The organism is Aurantiacibacter sp. MUD11, assembly GCF_026967575.1.
Taxonomy (GTDB): Bacteria; Pseudomonadota; Alphaproteobacteria; order Sphingomonadales; family Sphingomonadaceae; genus Alteraurantiacibacter.
The window spans coordinates 1,282,596-1,307,668 of record NZ_CP114054.1; the positions used below are offsets into that span (position 1 = coordinate 1,282,596).

At 65.9% G+C, this 25,073-nt stretch carries 28 protein-coding genes; 14 read left to right on the forward strand and 14 right to left on the reverse strand.

The window, feature by feature from the left end; genetic code table 11:
• Window positions 1–35: 35 nt before the first annotated feature.
• Window positions 36–710 carry a L,D-transpeptidase family protein gene (locus OZN62_RS06415; protein WP_269101980.1) on the forward strand — a complete coding sequence of 225 codons (675 nt, stop codon included), beginning with the start codon at window positions 36–38 and terminating at the stop codon, window positions 708–710.
• Here OZN62_RS06415 and tilS read toward each other — a convergent pair.
• From tilS to OZN62_RS06440, 5 genes are all read right to left on the reverse strand, one after another.
• On the reverse strand, window positions 707–1,666 hold the full coding sequence (gene tilS, locus OZN62_RS06420) for a tRNA lysidine(34) synthetase TilS (RefSeq protein WP_269101981.1): 960 nt from the start codon (window positions 1,664–1,666) through the stop codon (window positions 707–709). The two genes, OZN62_RS06415 and tilS, sit on opposite strands and share 4 nt — an antisense overlap.
• Window positions 1,644–2,603: a tetratricopeptide repeat protein gene (locus OZN62_RS06425; protein WP_269101982.1), complete on the reverse strand. Its 960-nt coding sequence runs from the start codon at window positions 2,601–2,603 to the stop codon at window positions 1,644–1,646. The genes tilS and OZN62_RS06425 overlap by 23 nt, the downstream gene beginning before the upstream one ends.
• Before the next feature lie 122 nt (window positions 2,604–2,725).
• Complete coding sequence (locus tag OZN62_RS06430) at window positions 2,726–3,829, reverse strand: helix-turn-helix domain-containing protein (protein WP_269101983.1); 1,104 nt, start codon at window positions 3,827–3,829, stop codon at window positions 2,726–2,728.
• 99 nt (window positions 3,830–3,928) lie between these two features.
• Window positions 3,929–6,199: a phosphoenolpyruvate--protein phosphotransferase gene (ptsP, locus tag OZN62_RS06435; protein ID WP_269101984.1), complete on the reverse strand. Its 2,271-nt coding sequence runs from the start codon at window positions 6,197–6,199 to the stop codon at window positions 3,929–3,931.
• A gap of 58 nt (window positions 6,200–6,257) precedes the next feature.
• Window positions 6,258–6,413: a YdcH family protein gene (locus OZN62_RS06440; RefSeq protein ID WP_269101986.1), complete on the reverse strand. Its 156-nt coding sequence runs from the start codon at window positions 6,411–6,413 to the stop codon at window positions 6,258–6,260.
• Window positions 6,414–6,611: 198 nt separating this feature from the next.
• On the opposite strand from OZN62_RS06440, the gene OZN62_RS06445 reads away from it, so the two are divergent.
• Window positions 6,612–6,809, forward strand: a complete 198-nt coding sequence (locus OZN62_RS06445) for a YdcH family protein (protein ID WP_269101988.1) — start codon at window positions 6,612–6,614, stop codon at window positions 6,807–6,809.
• 124 nt (window positions 6,810–6,933) lie between these two features.
• Window positions 6,934–7,401 (forward strand): DUF1465 family protein, encoded by a 468-nt coding sequence (locus OZN62_RS06450; protein WP_269101989.1) that lies wholly within the window; start codon window positions 6,934–6,936, stop codon window positions 7,399–7,401.
• Here OZN62_RS06450 and glpK read toward each other — a convergent pair.
• Window positions 7,398–8,867 carry a glycerol kinase GlpK gene (glpK, locus tag OZN62_RS06455; RefSeq protein WP_269101991.1) on the reverse strand — a complete coding sequence of 490 codons (1,470 nt, stop codon included), beginning with the start codon at window positions 8,865–8,867 and terminating at the stop codon, window positions 7,398–7,400. The two genes, OZN62_RS06450 and glpK, sit on opposite strands and share 4 nt — an antisense overlap.
• Before the next feature lie 34 nt (window positions 8,868–8,901).
• Between glpK and OZN62_RS06460 the strand changes: the two genes are divergently transcribed.
• Window positions 8,902–9,774, forward strand: coding sequence for an MBL fold metallo-hydrolase (locus OZN62_RS06460; protein ID WP_269101992.1), 873 nt, complete (start codon window positions 8,902–8,904; stop codon window positions 9,772–9,774).
• Between the two features lie 16 nt (window positions 9,775–9,790).
• Here the strand turns inward: OZN62_RS06460 and OZN62_RS06465 are convergent, their stop codons facing one another.
• Window positions 9,791–11,005, reverse strand: coding sequence for an MFS transporter (locus OZN62_RS06465; protein WP_269101993.1), 1,215 nt, complete (start codon window positions 11,003–11,005; stop codon window positions 9,791–9,793).
• 153 nt (window positions 11,006–11,158) lie between these two features.
• On the opposite strand from OZN62_RS06465, the gene OZN62_RS06470 reads away from it, so the two are divergent.
• The 4 genes from OZN62_RS06470 (at window position 11,159) to OZN62_RS06485 (ending at window position 14,783) form a co-directional block, all read left to right on the forward strand.
• Window positions 11,159–11,929 (forward strand): adenylate cyclase, encoded by a 771-nt coding sequence (locus OZN62_RS06470; protein WP_269101994.1) that lies wholly within the window; start codon window positions 11,159–11,161, stop codon window positions 11,927–11,929.
• Window positions 11,930–11,999: 70 nt separating this feature from the next.
• Window positions 12,000–12,995 carry a quinolinate synthase NadA gene (gene nadA, locus OZN62_RS06475; RefSeq protein WP_269101996.1) on the forward strand — a complete coding sequence of 332 codons (996 nt, stop codon included), beginning with the start codon at window positions 12,000–12,002 and terminating at the stop codon, window positions 12,993–12,995.
• Window positions 12,996–13,046: 51 nt separating this feature from the next.
• Entirely contained in the window at window positions 13,047–13,421 is a 375-nt protein-coding gene (locus OZN62_RS06480) for a hypothetical protein (RefSeq protein WP_269101997.1), read from the forward strand.
• Between the two features lie 36 nt (window positions 13,422–13,457).
• Entirely contained in the window at window positions 13,458–14,783 is a 1,326-nt protein-coding gene (locus tag OZN62_RS06485; RefSeq protein WP_269101998.1) for a DUF2254 domain-containing protein, read from the forward strand.
• On the opposite strand, the gene OZN62_RS06490 is transcribed toward OZN62_RS06485, so the two are convergent.
• Window positions 14,770–15,678: a DMT family transporter gene (locus tag OZN62_RS06490; protein WP_269101999.1), complete on the reverse strand. Its 909-nt coding sequence runs from the start codon at window positions 15,676–15,678 to the stop codon at window positions 14,770–14,772. The two genes, OZN62_RS06485 and OZN62_RS06490, sit on opposite strands and share 14 nt — an antisense overlap.
• A 56-nt stretch (window positions 15,679–15,734) precedes the next feature.
• Here OZN62_RS06490 and OZN62_RS06495 point away from each other — a divergent pair, with 56 nt between their 5' ends.
• Window positions 15,735–16,853: an alkene reductase gene (locus OZN62_RS06495; protein ID WP_269102000.1), complete on the forward strand. Its 1,119-nt coding sequence runs from the start codon at window positions 15,735–15,737 to the stop codon at window positions 16,851–16,853.
• Window positions 16,854–16,856: 3 nt separating this feature from the next.
• On the forward strand, window positions 16,857–17,747 hold the full coding sequence (locus OZN62_RS06500; RefSeq protein ID WP_269102002.1) for an HpcH/HpaI aldolase/citrate lyase family protein: 891 nt from the start codon (window positions 16,857–16,859) through the stop codon (window positions 17,745–17,747).
• Between the two features lie 3 nt (window positions 17,748–17,750).
• Here the strand turns inward: OZN62_RS06500 and OZN62_RS06505 are convergent, their stop codons facing one another.
• Window positions 17,751–18,056, reverse strand: a complete 306-nt coding sequence (locus OZN62_RS06505) for a hypothetical protein (RefSeq protein WP_269102003.1) — start codon at window positions 18,054–18,056, stop codon at window positions 17,751–17,753.
• On the reverse strand, window positions 18,053–18,742 hold the full coding sequence (gene lipB, locus OZN62_RS06510; protein WP_269102005.1) for a lipoyl(octanoyl) transferase LipB: 690 nt from the start codon (window positions 18,740–18,742) through the stop codon (window positions 18,053–18,055). The genes OZN62_RS06505 and lipB overlap by 4 nt, the downstream gene beginning before the upstream one ends.
• Before the next feature lie 71 nt (window positions 18,743–18,813).
• On the opposite strand from lipB, the gene OZN62_RS06515 reads away from it, so the two are divergent.
• Window positions 18,814–19,632: a hypothetical protein gene (locus tag OZN62_RS06515; RefSeq protein WP_269102006.1), complete on the forward strand. Its 819-nt coding sequence runs from the start codon at window positions 18,814–18,816 to the stop codon at window positions 19,630–19,632.
• A gap of 10 nt (window positions 19,633–19,642) precedes the next feature.
• Here OZN62_RS06515 and arsC read toward each other — a convergent pair whose 3' ends face one another.
• Window positions 19,643–19,987 carry an arsenate reductase (glutaredoxin) gene (gene arsC, locus OZN62_RS06520; protein ID WP_269102008.1) on the reverse strand — a complete coding sequence of 115 codons (345 nt, stop codon included), beginning with the start codon at window positions 19,985–19,987 and terminating at the stop codon, window positions 19,643–19,645.
• A gap of 133 nt (window positions 19,988–20,120) precedes the next feature.
• Here arsC and OZN62_RS06525 point away from each other — a divergent pair, with 133 nt between their 5' ends.
• The gene (locus OZN62_RS06525; protein ID WP_269102009.1) at window positions 20,121–22,238 is read left to right on the forward strand and encodes a TonB-dependent receptor; all 2,118 of its coding nucleotides are present in this window, start codon (window positions 20,121–20,123) and stop codon (window positions 22,236–22,238) included.
• Here the strand turns inward: OZN62_RS06525 and OZN62_RS06530 are convergent.
• Genes OZN62_RS06530 through OZN62_RS06540 form a run of 3 tightly spaced genes read right to left on the reverse strand, consistent with a single transcriptional unit; the run spans window position 22,227 to window position 23,774 of the window.
• Window positions 22,227–22,796, reverse strand: coding sequence for a (2Fe-2S)-binding protein (locus tag OZN62_RS06530; protein ID WP_269102010.1), 570 nt, complete (start codon window positions 22,794–22,796; stop codon window positions 22,227–22,229). The two genes, OZN62_RS06525 and OZN62_RS06530, sit on opposite strands and share 12 nt — an antisense overlap.
• A gap of 4 nt (window positions 22,797–22,800) precedes the next feature.
• Complete coding sequence (locus OZN62_RS06535; protein WP_269102011.1) at window positions 22,801–23,013, reverse strand: hypothetical protein; 213 nt, start codon at window positions 23,011–23,013, stop codon at window positions 22,801–22,803.
• A gap of 2 nt (window positions 23,014–23,015) precedes the next feature.
• Complete coding sequence (locus OZN62_RS06540; RefSeq protein WP_269102013.1) at window positions 23,016–23,774, reverse strand: class II aldolase/adducin family protein; 759 nt, start codon at window positions 23,772–23,774, stop codon at window positions 23,016–23,018.
• Window positions 23,775–23,854: 80 nt separating this feature from the next.
• Between OZN62_RS06540 and OZN62_RS06545 the strand changes: the two genes are divergently transcribed.
• Entirely contained in the window at window positions 23,855–24,409 is a 555-nt protein-coding gene (locus OZN62_RS06545; RefSeq protein WP_269102014.1) for a VOC family protein, read from the forward strand.
• A gap of 107 nt (window positions 24,410–24,516) precedes the next feature.
• Window positions 24,517–25,062, forward strand: coding sequence for a VOC family protein (locus tag OZN62_RS06550; RefSeq protein ID WP_269102015.1), 546 nt, complete (start codon window positions 24,517–24,519; stop codon window positions 25,060–25,062).
• Window positions 25,063–25,073: the final 11 nt, after the last annotated feature.

Here is a 25,073-nt window from a genome sequence, read left to right on the forward strand (position 1 = left end):
GGAAATTCGCGCCGGTTTAGGGCATTACACTGCGCATGAACGCCGGGTTCAAATGGATTGCAGGCCTTGTGCTGGCCGTGGCCGCAGTTGCTGGCGGGGCGATCGCCTACGGCCAGTCCGAGGGCGGCGAGCAGGGCGTCGAGGCGGTGCTGAGCGAAGGCTCTGCCGCGGTCGACGATGCCATCGAGTTCGTCGCCAACGAGGTGGTGCAGGAGACCCCGGCCTACGATCCGGACGATCCCTTTGTTATCAAGCGTATACTGCCCATCGAAGGGCCGATCCGCTACGGCGAATGGCACTGGGACGACGAGGGCGTACCCGACGGCCCGCTGGTGATGACGGTGGACCTGCAGGCCCGCGTCATCAGCGTGTTCCGCAACGGCTATGAAATCGGCGCAGCCGCCGCGCTGCTCGGCACGCCGGAACATCCGACCCCGGTCGGCACCTTCCCGATCCTGACCAAGGAACGCCACAACGTTTCCGAGAAATACGGCAATGCGCCGATGCCCTGGACCCTGCGACTGACCTGGGACGGCGTGGCCGTGCACGGCGGCTCCACGGTCGAACTGGGCTATGCCAGCCACGGTTGCATCAGCGTGCCCGACGAATTCGCCAGCCGCCTGTTCGACATTGCCGAAGTGGGCGACGTGGTGATCATCACCGACGGCGTGATGACCGGCGTCGGCGGCTCGCTGGCGACTGACAGCTAACCCGTCTTTCGCGGCGGCTCCGGGCTGAGCAGCCACTGTCCATTTTGCTCACGGGCCAATACGCCCGCGACGTTGCCACCCTCTCCACGCTCCAACCGGTTCAGCAGCCGCGCGACATCGCCGCCGCGCGGCCTGCCCCCCATCTTTTCCATCGCCTGCGCCAGCACGCGGCGATTGATCTCGCGCAGCGGACCGGGCGTGATGGAATAGCCAGCGGCGGTTTGCGTCACCATCTCCGGCCACAGGCTGGTCGCGTAACCCTGCAAGGCTTCGTAGGCTTCCGCGAGATTGCTGGCGGATTGCGCCAGCGCCTGCGGATCGAGCCAGTCACAGCCCGCCAGCGCCTGCCGCATGCGGACCCGTTCGAAGCGATCGTCGGCATTGCTGGGATCCTCGGCGACCCGCTGCCCGACCTGTTCGACGACGGCCGCCAACTCGGCGCGGCGGAAACCCAGCAATGGGCGGATGATGTGAAGGTCGAAATCATCGTGCCACTGGTCCGGGCGGACCCCGGCAAGACCGGCCACTCCGCTGCCGCGATTCAGCCGCATCAGCAGGGTCTCGGCCTGGTCGTCGACATGATGCGCAGTCGCCACCATGTGCAGGTTTCGACGGCTGCACCACTCGCCAAGCGCCCGGTAACGCGCCTCGCGCGCCTTGGCCTGGACATTGCCCTCGGCCACCTCGACGGTCAGAACCTCGCACGGCACGCCGCGCTCCTCGCAGGCGGCAACCACCAGCGCACATTCGTCCCTGGCTTCGGGGCGCAGGCCGTGGTCGACCGTGGCGACCTCGAAGCCGCCCGGAATGGCGTCATGCGCCAGCAGCAGCATGGCCATGGAATCCGGCCCGCCGCTGACGGCGAGGCCGATCTTGCCAGCATCGGGATTCAGCCGGTCGAGCGCCTGCTTGAAGCGCGCGACCAGGTCGGCCTTACTCGCAGTCGACGCGCCCATTCAGGCCACTGTACTGGTCGAGCAGTTCGCCTGCCGCCAATGCCGGGTATTCGTCGCCGAACACGGCCAGCGCGGTGCAGGCGCGGCGGGTATCGCCGAGCGCGATCATCGATTCCGCCAGGTACAGCAGGCTGTGCGGGGCGCGGATGCCGGTCGGGTCGGAATTGTAGTTCTCGAGGAAATGCGTCGCGGCCGCGCGCGGCTCTCCAGCGTCGAGGAAGGCGCGGCCCAGCAGGTTGCGGCCATAGGAGCGGCGCCAGTGTTCGGGATAGCTGTCCAGGTACAGCGCCAGCTGCTGTTGCGCCTCGGGATAGAAGCCCGCGTCCCACAGGCGGAAGCCATAGACATATTCGTCGTCACCGGCATCGCCCGTCGCCGGCTTGGCGATGGCTTGCACGGCGGCAAGGCGCTCGTCGGTGGGACCGGCAGGGGCCTCAGTCTCGTCTTCCTCCACCGCGATTTCGACCGTCTCGTCCTCACCCGGCACGGGAATGACCCCGGTAGAGCCATTGCCGGTGCTCGCCTGCGTGGCAGAGGTGTTGCCGGGGTTGGCGGCAACCGCGCGCGCTTCCAGTTCGATCACGCGGCGTTCCAGCGTCGACAGCGCGTTCTCGTTGACCTCGGTCGCGGCGGTCAGGCGGGCCAGCTGCTGCTCGATCGCGTCGAGCCGCGCCAGCACGTCGGTCAGCGCCGAGGTGGCGACCTGCGGCGTGGCCGTCTGGCCCTGCTGCTGTTGCTGCGGCGTGATCTCGGGCTCGAAGAAACGCTCGTCACCGCCGGGGAAGACGGCGCGCTGCAAGGCCCGGATTTCGGCTTCGATCCGCTGCAGGCGGTTATCGACCTGCGCCGCTGCGGGGGCGGGGACCGCGACGGCTATCAGGCCAGCACAAATGGCCGCACGGCCAATCGTAAAGGGGGCCTTGAACTTCGCAATCATCGCCGGTGCTCTCCTCAAATCTGCGCAAATCGCGCCTGTCCTGCCAGACGTTACCAAGATAGTCGATTAACCAGGGGGCGAAAGCGCCAGGCGCGCGGGTATCCCCCAGGAAAATCTGCGCGCTAGCTCGGCTCGGCCGCGACCTGCGGCTCGTCCGGGTCGGTCTCGGCCGGCTCGGCGCGCGGCGGGGCGGTAGCCGCCGGGCTGGGCGTGGCCGTAGCCGGCGCGGCTGGCGGCCGGGCCTGGGTCGGCGTGGCCGTCGGCGTCGGTCGGGGCGTCGGCTGGGTAGCAGGCGTGCTGGTGGCCGTGGCGGTCGCGGTCGGACGCGGCTGCGGTGGGGAAGCAGCTTGCGTGGCCGTTGCAGTCGGCGCTCCGTCCTCTGCCGACGGGGTTCCCCCGCCAAAGCCGATGGTCGCTGCGCCGCCAGTCCGCCCCAGCAGGGCAGCAGCGGAAATCGGCACGTCCTGGATCGTCTCCACCTCGGTCGAGAGCTTGCGCACCGGGCGACCGCCGATGGTGATCGCCAAGCGGTCCGGTCGGCCGGTGATGATCTGCGGCTCCACGGCATCGGCAGGCACGGTGAAGCTTTCACCCTCGCGCATCATGCCTTCGCGTAGCACGCGGCCATTGCCATCGTAGAAACGCACCCATGTCTCGCCCTCCGCGGTGAACACGACCTCGCCCGAGGCGTCGATCGGCTCCGCAGCTTCCTGTTCCGCGGCCTGCTGCTCGGCCAGTGCGGCGGCCTGTTCCTGCTCCTGCTGTTCCACCAGCGAGGGCAGTTCGGCCGCCGGGGCAAACAGTGCGCGGGCGGCAAAGAAGATTCCGACCAGCAGGATGGCGACCGCGATCAGCGAGAACCACAGCAGCCCGCCGCCGGGAGCGCGTGCCGGATCACCCGGCTCGAACGAGCGGCGCGATGCCGGATCGTCCACCTGGCCGATCGGCGAAGCATCCATTTCCGCGCGCACCATGGCGACCACGTCTTCCTGGTCGAGGTCCACCGTCCGGGCGAAGGTGCGGGCGAAACCGATGGCATAGGTACGTCCCGGCAAGGCCGAGAAGTTGCCTTCCTCGATCTCTTCCAGGTGGCGGCGGGAAATGCGCGTCTCCGAGGCGACCTGGTCTATCGTCAGCCCCTTGCGTTCGCGCGCCGCGCGCAATTGCGGGCCAACGCCGGGAGGCACTGCTTCCGTTTCAGCCATATCGTCTTCGGTATCGGTCATTACCGCTCCAGCTGGGGGTGCTGGGTCTGTGCGAACCCTTCAATCGGTACCACAATCGGTTGGGCCACTTGGAGTCAAGCGATTGTGCAGTGCGCAACGCTATTCGACGTCGATTTCGCGCGCTTCGGCCCATGCCTGCAATTCCGCCCTCAGGTTTTCCGGCGGATTGGCCAGCCAGCCGGCCATCGCTTCGCTGATCTCGCGCGTGTCCACCTTGCGCACCAGTTCCTTGATCGGGCCGACCGCGGCGGGCGTGATCGACAGGCGCCGGATGCCCAGGCCAAGCAGCGCGAGCGCTTCCAACCGGCGCCCACCCATCTCGCCGCACACGCCGAGATTCACCGGATGGCCGACACAGCCCTGCACCACCCGGCGCAGGAACCGCATGATGGCCGGGCTGACCCAGTCGTACCGTTCCGCTAGCCGCGGATTGGCGCGGTCCGCCGCGAACAGGAACTGCGTCAGGTCGTTGGTGCCGATGGAAACGAAGGACAGTCGCGGCAGCAACAGGTCCAGCGTTTCCGCCAGCGCGGGCACTTCCAGCATCACGCCGTAGTTGATGGCGCTGGGCAACTGGTGCTTGCGCTTCTTCAGATAGGCCAACTGGTGATCGAACACCTCCTTGGCCGCGTCGAATTCCCACGGTTCGGAGACCATGGGGAACATCACGTTCAACTCGCGCCCGGCGGCGCCTTCCAGCAGCGCGCGGGCCTGCGCCTTCATCAGCCCCTCGCGCTCCAGCGCCAGCCGCAGCGCGCGCCAGCCCATGGCCGGGTTCTCGTCCTCCTTGGAGGCGTCGCTGGAAATGTAGGGAATCGACTTGTCGCCCCCGATATCCACCGTGCGGAAGATCACCGGCTTGCCCTTCGCCGCATCCAGTACGTCGCGATAGAGCCGCGCCTGCCGCTCGCGCTGCGGCAGGGTGGAGGAGACGAGGAACTGGAACTCGGTACGATAGAGGCCGATGCCGTCGGCGCCGGTCATCGCCAGCATGCCGACATCGTCGCGCAGGCCGGCGTTCATCATCACCTCGATCCGCTCGCCATCGCGGGTGAAGGGTTCCACCTCGCGCAACTTGGCATAGGCAGCCTGCTTCTCGCGGCTGCGGGCGAAGCGCGTCTCGAAAGCGGAGAGCACGCCCGCCGAGGGGCGCAGCGTCACCTTGCCGGCATCGCCATCCACCAGCATCTCGTCGCCTTCGCGCACAAGCCCGCGGACATTGGCCACGCGCCCGATCACCGGCACGCCCATGGCGCGCGCCACGATCACCACGTGCGCGGTCAGGCTGCCTTCTTCCAGCACCACGCCCTTCAGGCGGCGCTTGTCGTATTCCAGCAGTTCGGCCGGGCCGAGGTTCTTGGCGACGAGGATCGAATCCTGCGTCAGGCCCTTCTGCGCCGCCGTGCCCAGCTGGCCGGATACGATGCGGATCAGCCGGTTCGCCAGGTCCTCCAGGTCGTGCATGCGATCCTGCAGCAGCGGGTCCTGGATTTCGCGCATGCGCATGCGGGTGCGCTGCTGCACGCGCTCGATCGCGGCTTCCGCCGTCAGGCCAGAATCGATCGCCTCGTTGATGCGGCGGCTCCAGCCTTCATCGTAGGCGAACATCTTGTAGGTCTCGAGCACCTGCTCGTGCTCGCCGCCGACGCCGAACTCGGCCTGGTTGGCCATGTTGTCGATCTGCTCGCGCATGCGATCGAAGGCGAGGTAGACGCGCTCGCGCTCGGCCTCGATATCCTCGGCCACCGTCTGTTCGATATGCACGCGCGGCTGGTGGAACACCGCCTTGCCGATGGCGAGCCCGGTCACCAGCTTCAGTCCGGAAATGACTTCCTGCCCGCTCTGCGCTTCGGCCCGGTCGCCCATTGCCTCGGCATCCACCAGCCCGGCGTTGTTGATCAGTTCGGCCAGCACCATGGCGACCGTCTGCAGCGCCTCGATCTCGACCTCTTCGTACTTGCGCGGGTCGACATGCTGCACGGTCAGCACGCCGATGGCGCGTTCGCGGCGCACGATCGGCACGCCGGCGAAGGAGTGGAACTTTTCCTCCCCGGTTTCCGGCTTGTACTGAAATTCCGGGTGCGTCGCCGCCTCGGCCAGGTTCAGCGTCTCGATATTCTGCGCGATGGTTCCGGTCAGGCCCTCGCCCACGCCAAGGCGGGTGACGTGCACCGCCGCCTGGTTCAACCCGCGCGTGGCGAACAGTTCCAGCATGCCTTCGCGCAGCAGATAGATCGAGCAGACCTCGCTATCGAGCGATTCGCCGATCAGTTCGACGACCTGGTTGAGCTTGGCCTGCGTATGGGTACGCGAAGCCATCACCTCGTGCAGGCGTGTCAGAATCTGGCGTGCGGAGGAAGCGGCGGTCATTGCCTAACCGCCTATAGCACAGACAGGGTTTTGCAAATTCTTGCGCGTTCGTGCGTCGTCAGTGCAGCGCGATCTCTTCCTTGATGCGCAGCTTCTGCTTCTTGAGTGCCTGGATCTTCGCGCTGTCGGGCGACGGGCGGTTCATCTCTTCCCGCAACCGCTTATCAAGCCCTTCGTGTTTCCGCTGGAGGGCGTGAACGTGCGAAGTTTCCATGAGCAGTCTCCTTCTCGGTCTGAAGCCGGAGGGCCCGGCTTCGGGGGTGACCCGGCGCGGCGACTCGCAACGGCGAATGCCGCGTGATTGTCATCAAACCATAATAGTCCTAATTCTCCAACCACCATGGCGATGAACCGCCCTCATTCGGGGCTGCGCCGCCGATGGCTGGGATGGGACGAGCGAGCACGGGCCGGCATGACCGAAGACGAAATGCGCAAACGCCTTGCCGCGTTGCAGGTGGAACACCGCGATCTCGATATCGCGATCGGCGCGCTGATCGCCACTGACGGGCCGGACCAACTGCAGGTCGCGCGCCTGAAGAAGCGCAAGCTGCGCCTGAAGGACCAGATCGCCCAGATCGAGGACTACCTGACCCCCGACATCATCGCCTGAAACGGATTTGCGACGTTCCACCGGGCCAATTCCGTATCCCAACGGGACACGGTGGATTCCCTGTCGAGATTAACCACGGCGAAAGTGGCACACCTTCCGGCGAATCACTAGAACGCAGGGGTCCATGACAGAGCCAGCCACCATCTCTCCGTCGATCATCGAAACCTTGTACGAAGACGCTCTGCTGCTGGCCGACGAAGCGCGCGTCACTTTCGATTACGACGATGCCGTGGGTTGCGGTGCTCCCGACGAGGCGACCACCCGCGTGGCGATTTCGTGCGAGGCGCTGCGCACCACCACGCGGATGATGCACGCAATCGCCTGGCTGCTGAACCAGCGCGCCTATTTCGCCGGGGAGATCACCGAATTCCAGTTGCGCCGTCACGGTCGCCTGCCGCCGCCGCAGCCGGTGTCCGATGCCGAGCAACGTGCGCTCCTGCCCGACTACATCCGCGACCTGGTGGATCGTTCGGTGGCGTTCTACGCACGCATCGAGCGGCTCGACCGGGCATGGCGCGACCGGTTCGAACTGCGTCCCGCCGCCGTCCATCGCCTGCGCGAACGGCTCGGCTACGCCTTCGCCGCGCGCTAGACCTTCGCTATCGCCGCATCCCAGTTGTCGATGCGCTGCTGGCGCGTCGCGGCATCCATCTTCGGTTCGAAGCGGGTGGTGGTGCCGATCATGTGGTTCGCCGCGTCTTCCAGGCTGGCATGGATGCCCGCGCCGCAAGCGGCCAGCATGGCGGCGCCCAGTGCCGTCGTTTCGACAAAATCGGGGCGCGTCACCGGAAGTCCGAGAATGTCGGAAATGTCCTGCGCCATCCAGTTGTTGACGGCCATGCCGCCATCGATGTGCAGCCCCGTCCATTGCGCGCCGTCGGCGGCATAGGCCTGCGCCAGATCGTAGGTCTGGTGCGCCATCGCCTCCAATGCCGCGCGGGCGATGTGCGCCCGGCCGGTATCGAACCCGAGGCCGGAGATGATGCCGCGCGCCTCCGGCCGCCAGTGCGGCGCGCCGAGGCCTGACAAGGCAGGTACGATCACCACCCCGCCATTGTCGTCCAGGCTGCGGGCCAGCTCCTCGGTCTCCGATGCGACGACCAGCAGGCCCAGCGTGTCACGCAGGTACTTGATCAGGCTGCCGGCCACGAACACCGCGCCTTCGATGGCATAGTGCCGTTCGCCGTCGCACTGGTAGAGTACGGTGCCGAGCAGGCGGTTGTCCGAGGTCGGCACTTCTCCGCCGGTATTGGCGAGGATGAAGGCGCCGGTGCCGTAGGTCGCCTTGGTCTGGCCCGCGTTCAGGCAGCCCTGCCCGATGGTGGCCGACTGCTGGTCACCCGCCATGCCGCAGATCGGGATCGGCGCGCCGAACAGTTCCGTGGTGCCGAGCTCGCCTGCACAATCGATGACTTCGGGCAGCGCCGCCTTGGGCACGTCCAGCAATGCGCACAGCTCGTCATCCCAATCGGCACCATCGAGCGCCAGCAGCAGCGTGCGACTGGCATTGCTCGCGTCGCTGGCGTGGTGCGCGCCGCCGGTCAGCTTCCACAGCAGCCAGCTTTCGACCGTGCCGAACGCGAGTGTCCCCCTGTCCGCCGCCGCACGCACCTCGGGCACGTTGTCGAGCATCCAGCGCATCTTGGTGCCAGAGAAGTAGGGGTCGAGCAGAAGGCCGGTCTTGGCACGCACCAGCTCTTCATGGCCCGCCGTCTTCAGGTGGGCGCAGAAATCGGCGGTGCGGCGATCCTGCCAGACGATGGCGCGCGTTAGCGGCTCTCCCGTTGCCTTGTCCCAGGCCACCACCGTCTCGCGCTGGTTGGTGATGCCGATGGCCCCGATGGCCTCTACCCCTCCCGCCTTCTCCAACATCTCCCGCGCGCAGGAGAGTGTCTTGTCCCAGATCTCCGACGCGTCATGCTCAACCCAGCCGGAGCGCGGATAGTGCTGCATCAGCTCGTGCTGCTCCACACCGTGCAGCTTGCCATCGGGGCCGAACAACATGGCACGGGTGCTGGTGGTCCCCTCGTCGAGGACGAGGATTAGCGGGTCGGTCATTGGCATTCCTCTCTCACGCCGCCATATGCGCAGCATGGCACTGCCCCCGCAACCCTGGCCGACCGGCCAAGTCGAACAACTCGAACCGCTGGTGCGGCGCGTGCTGGCACCCAATGCCTCGCCGTGGACCTACACCGGCACGCAGACCTATCTGATCGGCACTGACGAGGGGCTGGCGGTAATCGATCCCGGCCCGGCGGAGGCGGACCATCTCGCCGCGCTGGAGGCTGCCATCGGCAGCGCGAAGGTCGCCGCCATCATGTGCACGCATACCCACCGCGACCACTCGCCCGCCGCCAGCCCGCTGGCCGCCGCGACCGGCGCGCCCGTAGTAGGCTGCGCGCCGCTGGTGCTGGAAAGCCAGCACCCGCGCATCGACGCGCCGTTCGACAAGGACTACGCGCCCGATCGCGTGCTGGAGGATGGCGAGGCGATGACCGGCCCCGGCTGGACGCTGACTGCCGTCGCCACGCCCGGCCACACCTCCAACCACCTGTGCTTCGCGCTGGAGGAAAGCGGCGCGCTGTTCACCGGCGACCACGTGATGGGCTGGTCCACCAGCGTGGTCGTGCCGCCCGATGGCGACATGGCGGATTACCTCGCCAGCCTGTCCCGCCTTTACGAGCGCGAGCAGGACCGCATCTATTACCCGGCCCACGGTCCCGCCGTGCAGAAGCCGCGCCAGCTGGTGCGCGGGATGATCGGCCACCGCCGCGCGCGAGAGCGGCAGGTGCTCAAGCTGCTGGCCGAGGAAGCCCGCGCCATCGAGGCGCTGGTGCCGGTGATGTACAAGGGCGTGGACGAGCGACTGTGGCCGGCGGCGGCGCAAAGCGTGCTGGCTCACCTGCTTGACTTGGAACAGCGCGGCATGGTCGCGCGAGACGGCGAGACCTGGCTGGCGCATTGAGCGCGCGGCTGCCCCGCTAGCTATCCTCTTCCAGCACCGCCGCCATCGGCGTGGTGCGCGGCAGCGACTGGAACGCCTGCTGGTCTTCGGTCGGCAACGACTTCCTCGCCATCATGCGCCAGACGCCAAAACCGGCACACAGGAGGGCAATCGCCCCGATCGTGCCGAACAGGCCTGCCGGCCCCGACACCGCCATTGCCGCAGAGCCGATCATCGGCCCCGCCACCGCGCCAATCGAATAGACCAGCACCAGCCCGCTGCTCGCGCTCACCCGTTCTTTCTCGCCGACATGGTCGTTCGAGTGGGCAACGCAAAGCGGATAGAGCGCGAAGGCGAAGCCGCCGAACAGCGCGCCGGGCAGGAAGATCGCCGCCGGTCCCCGCGCCAGCGCCAGCACCACGGACAGGATGGCAACCACCACCAGACACACGACGATCACCTGCCGCCGGTCGAACCGGTCGGACAGCAGCCCCAGCGGATATTGCAGCAGCACGCCCCCGGTGATGACGCAGGAAGTGAACAGCGCCACTTGCGCCAGCGGCAGGCCAATGCGCTGCACGAAGACCGCGCCCAGCGCGTAGAAGGCGCCCAGCATCAGGCCCGTTGCCAAGGTGCCGACCACGCCCAGCGGCGACACCGCGTAGAGCCGCTTCAGCGAAAACGGCGCGATCTCGTCGATCGTGGGCTGGTCGATCTGCGTCAGCAGCACCGGCAGCACGGCCAGCGACAGCAGGATGGCGGAGACCATGAAGGGCAAGGCCGGGGCATTGTCGCCAAGGTTGAGCAGGAACTGGCCGACGGCCTGACCGGCATAGAGCGCGACCATGTAGCTCGCCAGCACGGCGCTGCGGTTGCTCGGCCTCGCCAGCTGGTTGAGCCAGCTTTCCAAGCAGACGTAGACGCCGCTCATCACGAAACCGTCGACGAGCCGCAGCACTATCCACGCGGCGGGATGGTCGATCACCGCATAGGTCAGGCTGCTGGCGGAATAGATGGATACGAAAGCGGCAAAGGCCCGGATATGCCCGATGCGCGAGATCAGTGGCGACACCTTGAGCGCGCCCAGCGTCAGCCCGCCGAAATAGCAGGTGGCGGCAAGGCCGATCAGCAGGTCGCCTGCCCCGCCCTGCTCCAGGCGGATGGCGATCAGCGTGGACAGGAACCCGCTGCCGGCCATCAGCACGAAGATCGCCAGCAACAGCGTGCGCACGGAATTCAGTGAAGCCAACATTGGCGCTGCCGATAGTCTTCTTGCCGGCCCAAAGCCAGAGCAGCCGGAACGATCCACCGTGGTGCAGGCCCGGCCCGCCCGACCATCGCAAACTTGCAAATCTCGCTAAGATTATTAGCCCTCTGCATGGGGAAACACTCGGGGGGACACGAGATGGCGACATCGCCGGCGCAGATTTTCGTCTGGGAAAACGCATTCTACCGCAAGGTCGCCATCGGCATTGCCTTGCTGATGCTGGTGGGCTTCGGCCTGTTCAACCTTGCCGGGCTGACCGACGTGCGACAGATGCCGACAAGCACGCACCTGCACGGCGTCATCATGTTCAGCTGGTTGCTGCTGTTCGTGGTGCAGAACTTCCTGGGTGCAGGAAAGAACCTCTCGCTGCATCGCAAGCTGGGCTGGTTCGGCGCCGCGCTGGCCGTGGTGGCCGTCGTCACCGCGTGGCAGACCGGCATCGTCACCACCTCGCTCGATCGCGCGCCGCCGGTATTCTACCCGCCCTATTTCCTCGCGCTGAACTTCATCCAGCCGCTGTTCTTCGCCGGTTTCATCGCTGCCGCCATCACCATGCGCAAGCAGACGGACTGGCACCGTCGGCTGATGCTTGGCGCCATCATCGTCGTCGCAGAACCCCCCCTTGGACGCCTGTCGATCATGCTGGCCGTGCCGCTGCTGGGCGGGCCGGACAACGCCATTCCGCTGTTGTCGGCCAACCAGTGGATGATCCCGCTGATTGAAATGACCGCGCAGCTGCTGATCGTCGGCTTCATCGCCTGGCGCGATGCCAAGGCACGCGGCAGCGTGCACCCGGCAATCAAGTGCATCGCGCTGGCAGTGCCCGCGTTCTACGCGTCGCTATGGCTGCTCGCCGCCGTGCCGCCCTTCGCCGAATATGCCTTCGCCCTGAAAGGCAGCGCGCTTTAGGAACCCCCTCGCCTCGCCGTCCATTCCGTCTATAAGCGCCACCAAACGCCACACATGACGGGGCCAAGACATGACCGACCAGACCGCCATCCCGGCAGGCATCGACCTGCGTGAAGAGATCGACCGTCTCCGCAAGGAGAAGAACGCGATCATCCTGGCGCACTATTACCAGACGCCCGACCTGCAGGACATTGCCGACTTCGTGGGCGACAGCCTGGAGCTGAGCAAGAAGGCGGCGGAAACCGATGCCGACGTCATCGCCTTCTGCGGCGTGAAATTCATGGCCGAAACGGCGAAGATCCTCTCGCCAGAAAAGATCGTGGTGCTGCCCGACATGGAAGCGGGCTGCTCGCTGGAAGACTCCTGTCCGCCGGACAAGTTCGCCGCCTTCCGCGCCAAGCATCCGGACCATATCGCGCTGACCTACATCAACTGTTCGACCGAGGTGAAAGCCCTGTCGGACATCATCGTCACCAGCTCCTCGGCAGAAACGATCCTGGCGCAGATTCCGGAAGACCAGCCGATCATCTTCGGGCCGGACCGGCACCTGGGCGGCTATCTCAGCCGCAAGTTCAACCGCGACATGCTGCTGTGGCCGGGCGTGTGCATCGTGCACGAGGCCTTCAGCGAGAAGGAACTGCTGAAGCTGAAGGCGCAGCATCCCGACGCGCCGATTGCCGCTCACCCGGAATGCCCGCCGCACATCATCGACCACGCCGACTATGTCGGTTCCACCAGCGGCATCCTGAATTTCGCCAAGACCTTCGACGGCGACACGCTGATCGTCGCGACCGAGCCGCACATCATCCACCAGATGGAAAAGGCGCTGCCCGAGAAGAACTTCATCGGCGCGCCGGGCGCGGACGGCAACTGCAGCTGCAACATCTGCCCCTACATGGCGCTCAACACGATGGAGAAGCTGTACCTCTGCCTGCGCGACCTGGAGCCGCGCATCGAGATCGAGGAAGAGCTGCGCCTGAAAGCCAAGGCCAGCCTCGACCGCATGCTGGAAATGGCTGCAGGCACCGTCGGCAAGGGTGACCTGGGCACTCCGAGCGGGGATTGAGTCGGGCGAAGCGTTCGCCGCCGGTTCATCGGGCGCAGCTAGCGTCACCCGATGGCTGTCCATCGCTTCCTTGGGAAGACCGCAACGCTAGCGGTGCTGCTGGTGTTCTTCACTAGCCTCGCCGCCGTGCTCCACGTGCGCGCTGCCATCGCGAACGGAGCATTGGACGAGCCTCATATCTGCCTGAACGAGAACCATTATGACTGGCGGAAAGGTGATTATCCGACCGAACGCACGGTCTGGTTGAGTGCCGATCAGGTGCGCTACCATCACCTCCAGCACTCGCAAGCCAACATGCGAGACTGGCATTTGCAGGGTGCCTTTGCCGGTCTCGGCATCTGGCTGGGTTATTCCGAGGACAGGCGCCAACGCATGGCGGAGCGTGTCGTTGCAGGCATGCCTGACTGCCCTCCCCGTCACCGCTGACGCAACCTAACCCCCTTTTCATGCGTTACCCCCTGCATGAAAGCGGAAATCCTGTGGGCGTGGCGGCGGCTTAACGCCAATTACTGGTTCTACCCTGCGCTATTCGCGGCGCTGGCGCTGGTGCTCGCCTTTGCCTGCATCTGGGCCGACCGCAACGGCTGGGCGGAGTTCCTGAACGACGTCGAATGGCTCGCCCCGGCGCGGCCGCAGGGGGCGTCGAACATGTTGCAGGTGATTGCCGGCAGCATGATCGCGGTCGCCTCCACGGTGTTTTCGATCACCATCGTCGCGGTCAGCTATGCCAGCAGCACCTATGGCCCGCGCCTGCTGACCAATTTCATGGAGGACCGCGGCAACCAGCTCTCGCTGGCGACCTTCATCGGCACATTCGTCTACGCGCTCACCGTGCTCCGCACCGTGCGCACGGAGGATGAGAGTGCGGCCCTCAATGTCGATGCCGCTACCACCGCCCTGCCCGGCTTCGTGCCGCAATTGTCGCTACTGGTGGCCTTCGTGCTGATGGCCGTGTCTGTCGGCGTGCTGGTCTATTTCCTCAACCACGTCCCCTCGGCCATCCGCATCAACAAGGTGATCGAGGGCATTGGCTCTCGTCTGATGAGCATGATCGCCAAGACCTATCCCGAAAAAGGTGATGACGATGGCCCCTCCGAACGGTCGCGTGGTCGCCAGTTGCTGGCTGAAAAGGCCGGCTACATCCAGCTGATCGATTTCGAAGATCTCGCCGGTCGCGCGCGCGCGAGCGATTTCGAGGTCACGCTGCTGGTGCGCACCGGCGACTTCCTGCACGAAGGCCTGCCGATCCTCGAGATCACGCGGGGCAGCTGTTCGGAGGAGGAGATGGACAAGCTGCGCATGTGCTTCACGCAGGGCTTTGCCCGCACGCCCGAGCAGGATCCGCAGTTCCTGATCGATGAGCTGGTGGAAATCGGCCTGCGTGCGCTGTCACCGGGCATCAACGACCCGTTCACCGCGGTAACCTCGCTGCACTGGCTGGGCGCGGCGACCGCCGAACTGGGCTGTCGCCGATTGGTGAAAGACGTTTGCGGGGATGGCGAGGATGACTGCCCCGTGCTCCCCAAACCCGACGATTTCGCCCATTACGTGCGGCGCGGCTTCGGTGCCATCCGCAGCGCGGTGGCGACCAGCCCCATCGCCGCCAAGATCATGCTGGAGACGCTGCGCAATGCCGCCGCGACGATTACCGCACCGCAGCGTCGCCTGCTGCTGCTGGAGGAGGCGAAGTACCTGCTGCAGCAGTCGCGACTGGCGCTGAGCGGGCCGGACCTGCGCGAGGTGGAGGAACGCTACGCCGAACTGGAAGGCGACTTCACACCGGGTTGACGCGCGGACGCGGCACGGCCTTGGGCGCGGTGATCCGCGCCAGCACCAGCGCGCTCGCCACCAGCACGATGCCGAGCATGTCGAGTGGCACCAGCAATTCGCCAAAGGCCAGCCAGCCGATCAGCGCGGCGACGGCGGGCTGGGTCAGCAGGCCGATGCCGATCACCAGCGGCGGGAACAGCCGCAGCGCATAGACCAGCAGGCCCTGCCCCACGATCTGGCTGGAAAAGGCGAGGATCACCACCGGCGTCCAGTCGGTCGGCCACACCGGCTCGCCCAGCGCCAGCGCCACGCCCAGCAGCACCGGCGTGCTGCCCAGCCCCGCCAAAGCCAGCAGGCTCCAACTGCCCAGCTGCTTGCGCGCGTCCTGCAGGATCAGCAGGTAACCGGCGTAGAGTAGGCCAGCGAGCAGGCAGAACAGGTCGCCGACCAGGTTCGCGGTCGACAGTTCCAGCGATCGGCCCAGCAGGATCGTGCTGCCCGCCAGCGCAGCCACAATCGCCAGCCATTCCTTGCCCGCAGGCAGGCGGCGGATCATGACGAAGCCCCAGACCATCAGGATGACGCTGCCCGAATTGCCGAACAGCACCGCATTGGCCAGCCGCGTATCGCCGATGCCGACATGCCAGCTGGCGATGTCGAGGCCGAAGAATACCCCGCCCGCCAGCACCACCAGCAGGCTGCGGCGCGAGATGCCGGAGAATTTCTCTCCGCCGATCCGGGCGAACAGGAACAGGAACGGCAGCGCCAACGCCAGCCGCCAGAAACCTGCGCTCACCGGGCCGGTATCGGCCAGCCGAACCAGCCACGGGCCGCAGGCCAGCGCCACGTTGCCGCCGATCAGCGCGGCAAAGTGCCAGGGACTCGCAGCAACTGGCGTGGTTGAATTCGACATTTTCCACCCCTAGCTCGCTGTTTCGGCGAGACCAGCAGAAAAGCGAGTTCCCCATCATGCACGACGCCCTCTTCACCCCGGTCACGCTCGGCGCGATCACGGCTGCCAACCGCATTTTCATGGCGCCGCTCACGCGCGCCCGTGCCACCATGCCGGGGCGCGTACCCAATGCCATGATGCAGACCTACTACCGCCAGCGTGCCGGCGCCGGACTGATCATCAGCGAAGCGACCGGCATCAGCGTGGAAGGGTCCGGCTGGCCAACCGCGCCGGGCATCTGGAGCGAGGAGCAGGTCGAAGGTTGGAAGCCGGTGACCGAGGCGGTGCATGAAGCTGGCGGCAGGATCGTGCTCCAGCTCTGGCACATGGGCCGCACCGTGCACCCCGATTTCCTTGGCGGTCAGCCGCCCGTCTCGGCCAGCGCCACCACCGCGCCGGGCCATGCGCACACTCCCACCGGACGGCAGCCTTACGAACAGGCGCGCGCCCTGCCCAAGGACGAGATTCCGCGCGTGGTGGAAGACTATGCGAAGGCCACCGCCAATGCGAAGGCCGCAGGTTTCGACGGCGTGCAGCTGCACGGCGCGAATGGCTACCTGGTCGACCAGTTTTTGCGCTCCTCCAGCAATCTGCGCGACGATGAATACGGCGGCTCGCCGCAGAACCGCGTGCGCTTCATGCGCGAGGTGCTGGAAGCCATCATCGGCGAATGGAGCGCGGACCGCGTCGGCATCCGCCTTTCGCCCAATGGCGACACGCAGGGCGTCGACGATCCCGATCCGGCCTCCATCTTCGGTGAAGCGGCGAAGGTGGCGCAGGAACTGGGCCTGAACCATGTCGAGCTGCGCCAGCCGGGGCCGGACGGCACCTTCGGCGCGACCGAGGTGCCGCAGCAGGACGCGCTATTCCGCGAACACTACAAGGGCGTGCTGGTACTCAACAGCGACTACACGGCCGAGAAAGCCGCCGCCGACGTGGAGAGTGGCCGCGCCGATGCGATCAGCTTCGGGCGCCCCTTCATCTCCAATCCGGACCTTCCCGAACGCATCCGCGTGGGTGCGCCGTGGGCGGAAAACGTGAATGTTCCGGAAAGCTGGTATATGCCCGGCGCGGCAGGCTATGTCGATTATCCGACATGGGCGGAAGAGCAGGCTGCCAAGGCCGACGCGGAGTAATTCATGAAGCAACGCAGCTGGTTGTTCGTCCCCGGCGACAGCGAGAAGAAGCTTACCAAGGCCCCCGCCACCGGGGCCGACGTGGTGATCGTGGACCTTGAGGACGCGGTCGCGCCGGAGGCGAAGGCCACCGCACGCCACTTCGCGCGCGAATGGCTGATGACCAACAAGGAGCAGTTGCTCGCCGGCGAGAAGCAACAGCACTGGGTGCGCATCAACCCGCTCGATTCGGGCATCTGGAAGGAAGACCTGGCAGCCGTGCTGCCGGGTAAGCCCGACGGGATCGTGGTGCCCAAGGCCGCCGGACCGGACCAGCTGCGACTGTTGATGGCCGAACTTTACGAGCTGGAGCAGCGCAGCGGGGTGCAACCCAATGCGACGCGCCTGCTGCCGCTGGTGAGCGAGACCGCGCATGCCGCGCTGACGCTGACGGCCTATGGCGATCCGGCCAATGCCATTCCCCGCCTGCTGGGCCTCACCTGGGGCGCGGAAGACCTGTCCGCCGCGATCGGTGCGGTGCGCAAGCGTGATAGCCGGGGCGTGTGGACCGACCTGTTCCGCATGGTGCGGGCGCAGGTGCTGCTCACCGCCCATGCCGCCGGCGTCTCCGCCATCGACACCCTGCATGCTGACTTCCGCGACGAGGAAGGCCTGCAGCGCGTGGCGCGCGAGAGCTACGAGGACGGCTTCGCCGGAATGCTAGCCATCCACCCGGCACAGGTGCCGATCATCAATGCCGCCTTCACGCCCAGCCACGAGGAACTGGCCGAGGCGCAGGCCATCGTCGATGCCTTCGCCGCCAATCCCGGCGTCGGCGCATTGCAGATCGACGGCCGGATGATTGACCAGCCGCACCACGAACAGGCCAAGAAGCTGCTGGCGCGTTCGCGCTAGGGTCTATTCGGCAGGTTCTGCCGGAGCTTCCACCGCGGCAGGTTCGGCGCTCGTTGCGGCAGGATCTTCCGCGGCCGCTTCGCCTTCCTCGGCGGCTGGCGAAGCCGGTGCCGGACTCGCTACCACCAACGGCGCCTGCGAACGGACCCTGTCGACCGGCAACATGGCATCGCTGATACTGCCTTCCAGCACTTCGCCCGATGCTTCGCGGCCATCATCCTCCGTGTCGACCTCGGCTTCGTCGCCGCAGGCCGCCAGCAACAGGACCGGGGCAAACAGGAGCATCTTGGAATAGGGGCGCATGGTCATTCACTCTCCGCTGGCGCGAGGCTGGCAAGGAACTGCCCGGCGCGCGCCAGCAATGCCTCATCCCACTCTTCCGGCGCAACCGTCTTTCCCAGTCGTTCCATGCTGGTGACCCCATATTCGGCGATTCCGCATGGCACGATCCCGCCGAAATGCGACAGGTCGGGCGCCAGGTTCACCGCGAATCCGTGCATGGTCACCCAGCGCCGCACGCGCACGCCGATGGCGCCGATCTTGGCCTCGCTGCCGTCCACATCCCGCGTCCAGATACCGATGCGGTCAGGCACGGCGAAGGCTTCCACCCCGAAATCCGCCAGCGTGGCGATCACCCAGTTCTCCAGCGAGTGGACGAACAGCCGCACGTCGCGGCTGCGGCGCTTCAGGTCGAGCAGCACGTAGGTCACGCGCTGACCGGGACCGTGATAGGTGTAGCGCCCGCCACGACCGGTCTCGACCACGTCGAAGCGCGGGTCCATCAACTCGGTCACGTCGGCGCTGGTCCCGGCGGTGTAGACCGGCGGGTGCTCCAGCATCCACACCAGTTCGCGCACGACCTCAGTTCCACCGTCAGCGGCAGCCAGCGCCTGGTTGCGCGCCTCCTGCTCGGCCAGCGCCTCGCGATAGGGCACCTGCGCGCCGGAGCGACGCCATTCGATGGCAGGATCAAGAGAAATCGGTGTGTCAGCCATGGCTGGCGATTGCGTGGCGACTTCCATCGCGTTTATCAATGGGTCGTAAGCGGTTTGGCCGGGAGTAGGCGATGAAATTCGACATGGGGAAAGCCTGGAACGAGGCGATGGCAATGATTGGCGCCAATCGTGAGTTGCTGATGGTGCTGGCCGGGATCTTCTTCCTGCTGCCCACCCTGCTCGTTTCGCTGGTCGGCCCGACCATGCCCGAAATGCCGATCACTTCGGTCGAGGATTTCGAGCGCTTCGGCCAGCTTGCCCAGGCCATGTATGCCGAGTGGTGGTGGCTGTTCGTGCTGGCGACGCTGATCCAGGTGCTGGGCTACCTCTGCATGCTGGCGCTGCTGCGCGACGGCAGCCGACCCACAGTGGGCATGGCCATAACCGATGGATTGAAGGCATTGGTGCCCGCCATCCTCGCCTATATTGTCTTTGCCGTGGGGCTGACGCTGGCGCTCGGCTTGCTCGCGGCACTGACCGCGGTGACGGCAGGCATCCTCGCGCTCGTTACCGTTCCGCTGTCGATCATCGGGGGCATCTACGTGGCGGTGAAGGTGTCGCTATCGGCACCCGTCATCGCGGTGGAGAAGGTCTACAACCCGTTCAAGGTGCTGGCCCGCAGCTGGAAGCTGACCAAGGGCAACAGCCTGCGCCTGTTCGGCTTCTTCCTGCTGATCTTCGTCGCCTACATCGTCATCTCGGCCGTGCTCGGCCTGGTGATCGCAGGCGTGGCCGCACTGCTTGGCCCGGACAGCAGCCGCCTGGTGGTGGCCGTGATTTCCGCCATCGTCAGCGCGATTGCCACGGTGGTGATGGTGGCCGCATTGGCTGCGGCGCACCGTCAGTTGGCCGGCCCGTCGGACGAGGCGGTGAGCGAAACCTTCTCCTGAGGCAACGACCTCAGAGGATTTCCTCGACCTTTTCCTTCGGGCGGCACAGGCGCACGCCCTTGTCGGTTTCCACAAGCGGACGCTCGATCAGGATCGGCTCTGCCGCCATCGCATCCAGCACCGCGTCCGCATCGGCATCGGGCAGGCCGCGCTCCTTGGCGTCGGTGCCGCGAATGCGCAGCCCCTCGTTCGGCGTAATGCCCGCGTCCTTGTAGAGCTGCGCCAGCTTCTCGCGGCTGGGCGGTTCCTTCAGGTATTCGATCACCTCGACATCCACCCCGTCGCGTTCCTGCAGGATCGCCAGCGTATTGCGCGACGTGCCGCATTTCGGGTTATGCCAGATGGTCGCCTTCATCGTCTTCTCTCCTGAATGGGTCTTTGCCGCGCCCTAGCGCGGGAAAAAAATCGCGCCAATGCCGGATTTGGTGTTGCCATTGATAATCATTCTCAATAGAGGCGCTCTTGCAAATCAGTTGCAATAAAGACTCGTGAGGGAATTCAACATTCGTACCGTAATCGTCCGCACCGCCCTGCTCGCCACCGTCGCCGCCATCGTGCCGGCCCCTGCCCTGGCCGAAACCGCGCCGGAGACCTCCGCCGCGCCGCAGCGCGAATACCTGCCCGGCAATATCGTGGTGACCGGCGAGCGCGACAGCTACGCCAGCGACGACGGCAGCAGCGGCACCAAGACGCCGACGCCGATCATCGACGTGCCGCAGGCGGTTACCACGATCACTTCCGACCAGCTGGAGGACCAGGGTGTCACCGCGCTGAACGATGCCCTGCGCTTCGTGCCCGGCGTGTCGCTGGAAACCGGCGAAGGCCACCGCGACGAGGTGTTCATCCGCGGCCAGGAAACCACCGCCGACTTCTACCTCGACGGCCTACGCGACGATGCACAGTACTACCGCTCGCTGTATAATGTGGAACGCGTGGAAGTGCTGAAGGGCGCCAATGCGCTGATCTTCGGCCGCGGCGCCGGTGGCGGCGCGATTAACCGCGTCAGCCGCGTGGCGATCTTCGACATGCCGCAGGTCAACGGCAGCGCGCAGCTGGACACCTTCGGCGCCTTCGCACTGACTGCCGATGCCAACATCCCGGCAGCCGAGGGCGTGGCGGTCCGCCTGATGGGCACCTACGAGGAGTTCAACAACCACCGCGACGTCTACGATGGCCGCTTCTTCGGCTTCACCCCGACCCTGTCGGCGCAGCTCGGCCCGGACACCCGCTTCTTCGCCACCTATACCTATGACGATGACGAGCGAGTGGTCGACCGCGGCCTGCCCTCGATCAACGGCGGCCCGCTGCAGGGTTACGATGAAACCTTCTTCGGCGATGCGGACTACAACCTGTCCGATATCGAAGTGCACATCGGCCGCGCCCGACTTGAGCACGATTTCTCCGACGGCTGGAGCCTCAACGCCAGCCTGCAATACGCCGACTACGACAAGTTCTATTCCAACATCGTCCCCGGCGGCGGCACCACCGCCACCACGGTCAACCTGTCCGGCTACGAAAGCGGCACGGACCGCGTCAACGTGATCGTGCAGGCCAATATCGTCGGCCAGTTCGAGACCGGCTCGCTCGGCCACACGCTGCTGATCGGCGCGGAAGCCACCACTTCGGAAACCGATTCCGTGCGGGACCGCGTGCTGTTCAACAACGGCACTGCTACCAGCGTCACCGTGAACCTGGCCGACACCATCGCCGTGCCGGCCTTTACCCTCGCCCCGCAGCGTGCCAGCGCCTCGGAACTGTCGACCGTGTCGCTCTATGCGCAGGAACAACTCGATATCGGCATCCTGCAGCTGGTGGCCGGCGTGCGCTACGATCGCTTCGATCTCGAAAGCACCGATTTCATCGCGTCCTTCAGCGGCGCGCGGGTCGACGAGAAGGTCTCGCCGCGCTTCGGCGTGATCCTGAAGCCGCAGGACAACCTGTCGATCTACGCCAGCTATGCCGAGAGCTTCCTGCCGTCGGCGGGCGACCAGTTCACCGTGCTGAGCCAGCAGGACCAGGGGCTGGAGCCGGAAAGCTTCGAGAACCTCGAACTGGGCCTGAAGTGGGCGCCGCACCGCGAACTGCTGCTGACCGCGGCGGTGTTCCGCCTGACGCGTTCGAACACTCCGTCGGTCGATCCCACCACCAACCTCACCACGCTGGTCGGCGAAAGCACGGTCGAGGGCTTCGAGCTGGGCCTGGTGGGCGAGCCGGTGGACGGCCTCTCGGTCAGCCTGGGCTACACCTACCTCGACGCGGAAATCACCGACAGCGCCGATGCCACCGATATCGGCACCGTGTTGCAGCAGGTGCCCGAGCACCAGGTCACCGCCTGGGCCCGCTATGACGTTACGGACCGTCTCGGCTTCGGTGCCGGCGTGATCCACCAGTCGGACCAGTTCGCCAGCAACAGCAACAACGTCGTGCTGCCGGCCTACACCCGCGTGGACGCGGCGATCTTCTTCGAAGCGACCGACACCCTGTCACTGCAGGTCAATGTCGAGAACCTGTTCGACGAGGATTACTACCCGTCCGCACATGGCGACAACAACATCCAGCCGGGCGCGCCGCTGAACGCCTCGGTCGGGGCTCGCCTACGGTTCTGACGAACCCAAGTCGTCCGGGCGGTCCACCACACGCATGCCCGGAACGGCGCGCGCCGCGTCTGCAGGGTCGATACCCGGTGCAGGCGCGGCGCTGATCCTTTCGCGCCGGCGCGCCACGCGGCCCGCGCGCTGGATCGCCCGCACCAGCCGCGGATAGACGCCGCAGCGGCACAGGTTGGGGATCGCCTCGCGAATCTGCTCGGCGCTGGGCTCGGGATTGCGCCGCAGCAGCGCCGCAGCGGCAATGGCGATGCCCGGCGTGCAGAAGCCGCACTGGATCGCCTGTTCGGCCACCAGCGCCTGTTGCACCGGATGGCTCCGGTCGCGGCTCAGGCCCTCGATGGTGGTGATGAAGCGCCCCTCGGCCTCGGCCAGGGTGACGAGGCAGGAACGCAGCGCCTCCCCGTCGACCAGCACCATGCAGGCACCGCAATCGCCCACGCCGCAGCCATATTTGGCGCCGGTCAGGTTCGCCGCCTCGCGCAGGGCGAACAGCAGCGGGGTGTCCGGGTCCATGTCGAAATCGACTGGCCGGTCGTTCACCGTCATCGCAGTCATGCAATCATTTTCCCGGAGCGTAGTGTTCGAGCGCGCCGCACTTCTCGCATCGCCAGACTTCGATGTCGATCTTGCGCGCACCTTTCAGGCGAAAGCCGAAAATGCCCTTCTTCGGCTCACCCTGGATCCACTGGTCGACCTTGTAGGTCACGTCCCGCGCCTCGGGCGTATAGCCACGCTCAAGCTTGCCGCCACATTTCGCGCAGGATCGCTTCATCGTCAGTTGCGCCAGCTTGGGTCGATGGAGTCGATCTTGCGAGTCCAGGCTTCGAAGTCGAGCTTGCCGAAGTCGTCCGTCAGCTGCTTGTCACGATCGCGCTGGTGGGTTTCGATGACTTCGGGCGGCACCACGATGGGCGCGCCCAGGCTGGCGGTCTTCACCTGCACCTCGCAGGCGCGCTGCAGCATGTAGTAGAGCAGGAACATCTCGTAGATGGTCCGCCCCATCACCACCGGCCCGTGGTTCTTCAGCATCAGGATCTGGTGGTTGCCGGCATTCTTGACCAGCCGCTCGCCCTCTTCGGCGCGCACGGTGATACCTTCGAAATCGTGATAGCCGATCGCGCCTTCGAAGAAGCAGGAATAGAAATTGCTCGCCTGCAGGCCGCCCTCGGTGCTGCACACCGCCATGGTATCCGGCGTATGCGTGTGCACGATGGCATGGGCGTGCGGCAGGTTCTTGTGGAACACGGAATGCTGGGTGAACCCGGCGAGGTTCACCGGATAGGGATTCTCGCCCACCTTCTGGCCATTCTCGTCGATCTTCACCAGGCTGGAGGCGGTCACTTCCTCCCACAGCAGGCCGTAGGGATTGATCAGGAAGTGGTTCTCCGTGCCCGGCACCCGCAGCGTGATGTGGTTGTAGATGGACTCGCACCACCCCAGGTGCGCGAAGATGCGATAGGCGGCAGCCAGGTCCAACCGCGCCTGCCATTCCTCTGCGCTGCAATCGATCTGCGGCTTCAACTGTGTGGCCACGAACTCTCTCCCGCTCGGCACTTTTCCTGAACCCCTTCTAGGGATAGCTTGGCGGCAAGCCAATGGGGAGGAATTGCGCGATGACCACCATGATGGGCTTCGGCCGTCAGACCAAGACGGTGATGCAGACCGCCTACGTGGTGGAGGACCTTGCGGAAACGCTGCACTATTACGTCCACACGCTGAACGTGGGGCCGTTCTTCACCCTGCCCCATCGGGTGGCGCAGGGGCGCATGTACCGCGGCGTGGAATCGCTCACCGAAACCAGCATGGCCATGGGTTTTGCCGGCAACATGCTGATCGAACTGATCCAGCAGCACGACGAGGTGCCATCGCTGTTCAAGGAATGCGTGGATGCCGAGGGATACGGCTTCCACCATTACGGGGTGGTGCACGAGGACGTCGATGCCGTGCTGCCGAGCTACTATGGCGAGGGATACGAGCTGGTCGGGAGCACTCCCGTACCCACCGGCGGCACGGTGGTTTTCCTGCAGTCGCCAGATCCGGTGCACCGTGGATACCTGGAACTGATACCCTGGTCGCAGTCGATGGATGCCATGTTCACCCGCTACTGGCAGGCGGCGCGCGACTGGGACGGCACCGATCCGATCAGGCCCTTCAGCGTGACCGGTTAGTGCCCGGCCGCACGGCCTGTTGCATGAAGATGATTGACTTTGCCCGTCCGATTGGCGAGCCACCACCCATGCGACCGGCAGAAAGCCGGCGCCACCGGGAGGGTTGAATGGCAAACGAGCTTGGCTATGGCCAGCCGATGGAGGGCGTCGCGCAGACGGCCTTCATCGTGCCTGACCTGCAGCAAGCCATCGCCGAATGGGTGCGCGACATGCGCGCCGGTCCGTTCTTCGTGCTCCCCAGCCTGCTGGCACCCGGCCAGGTCTATCGCGGCGAGGAAAGCCGCGCCGACATCACCCTGGCGATGGGCTTTGCCGGCCACATGCTGATCGAACTGATCCAACCGCTGGACGACAACCCCAGCGTCTACCGTGAAACCCGCCAGTTGCGCGGATACGGCTTCCACCACGTGGGCATCGCCTGCGCGGACGTCGATGCCTCCAGCCGGAAATACCAGGCGCGCGGCTATCACGAGGCCTATCGCGCGGTCGTGCCGACCGGCGGCGAGGTGGTCTATCTCGACAACGGATCGGGCGCCGCGCGCGGCTTCATCGAATTGCTGCCGGTGACCCCGGCAATGGACGAAACCTTCACCCGCTTCTGGGAAGCAAGCCGCGATTGGGACGGCAGCGACCCGGTGCGGCCCTTCGGATAGGAAAGAGAGCT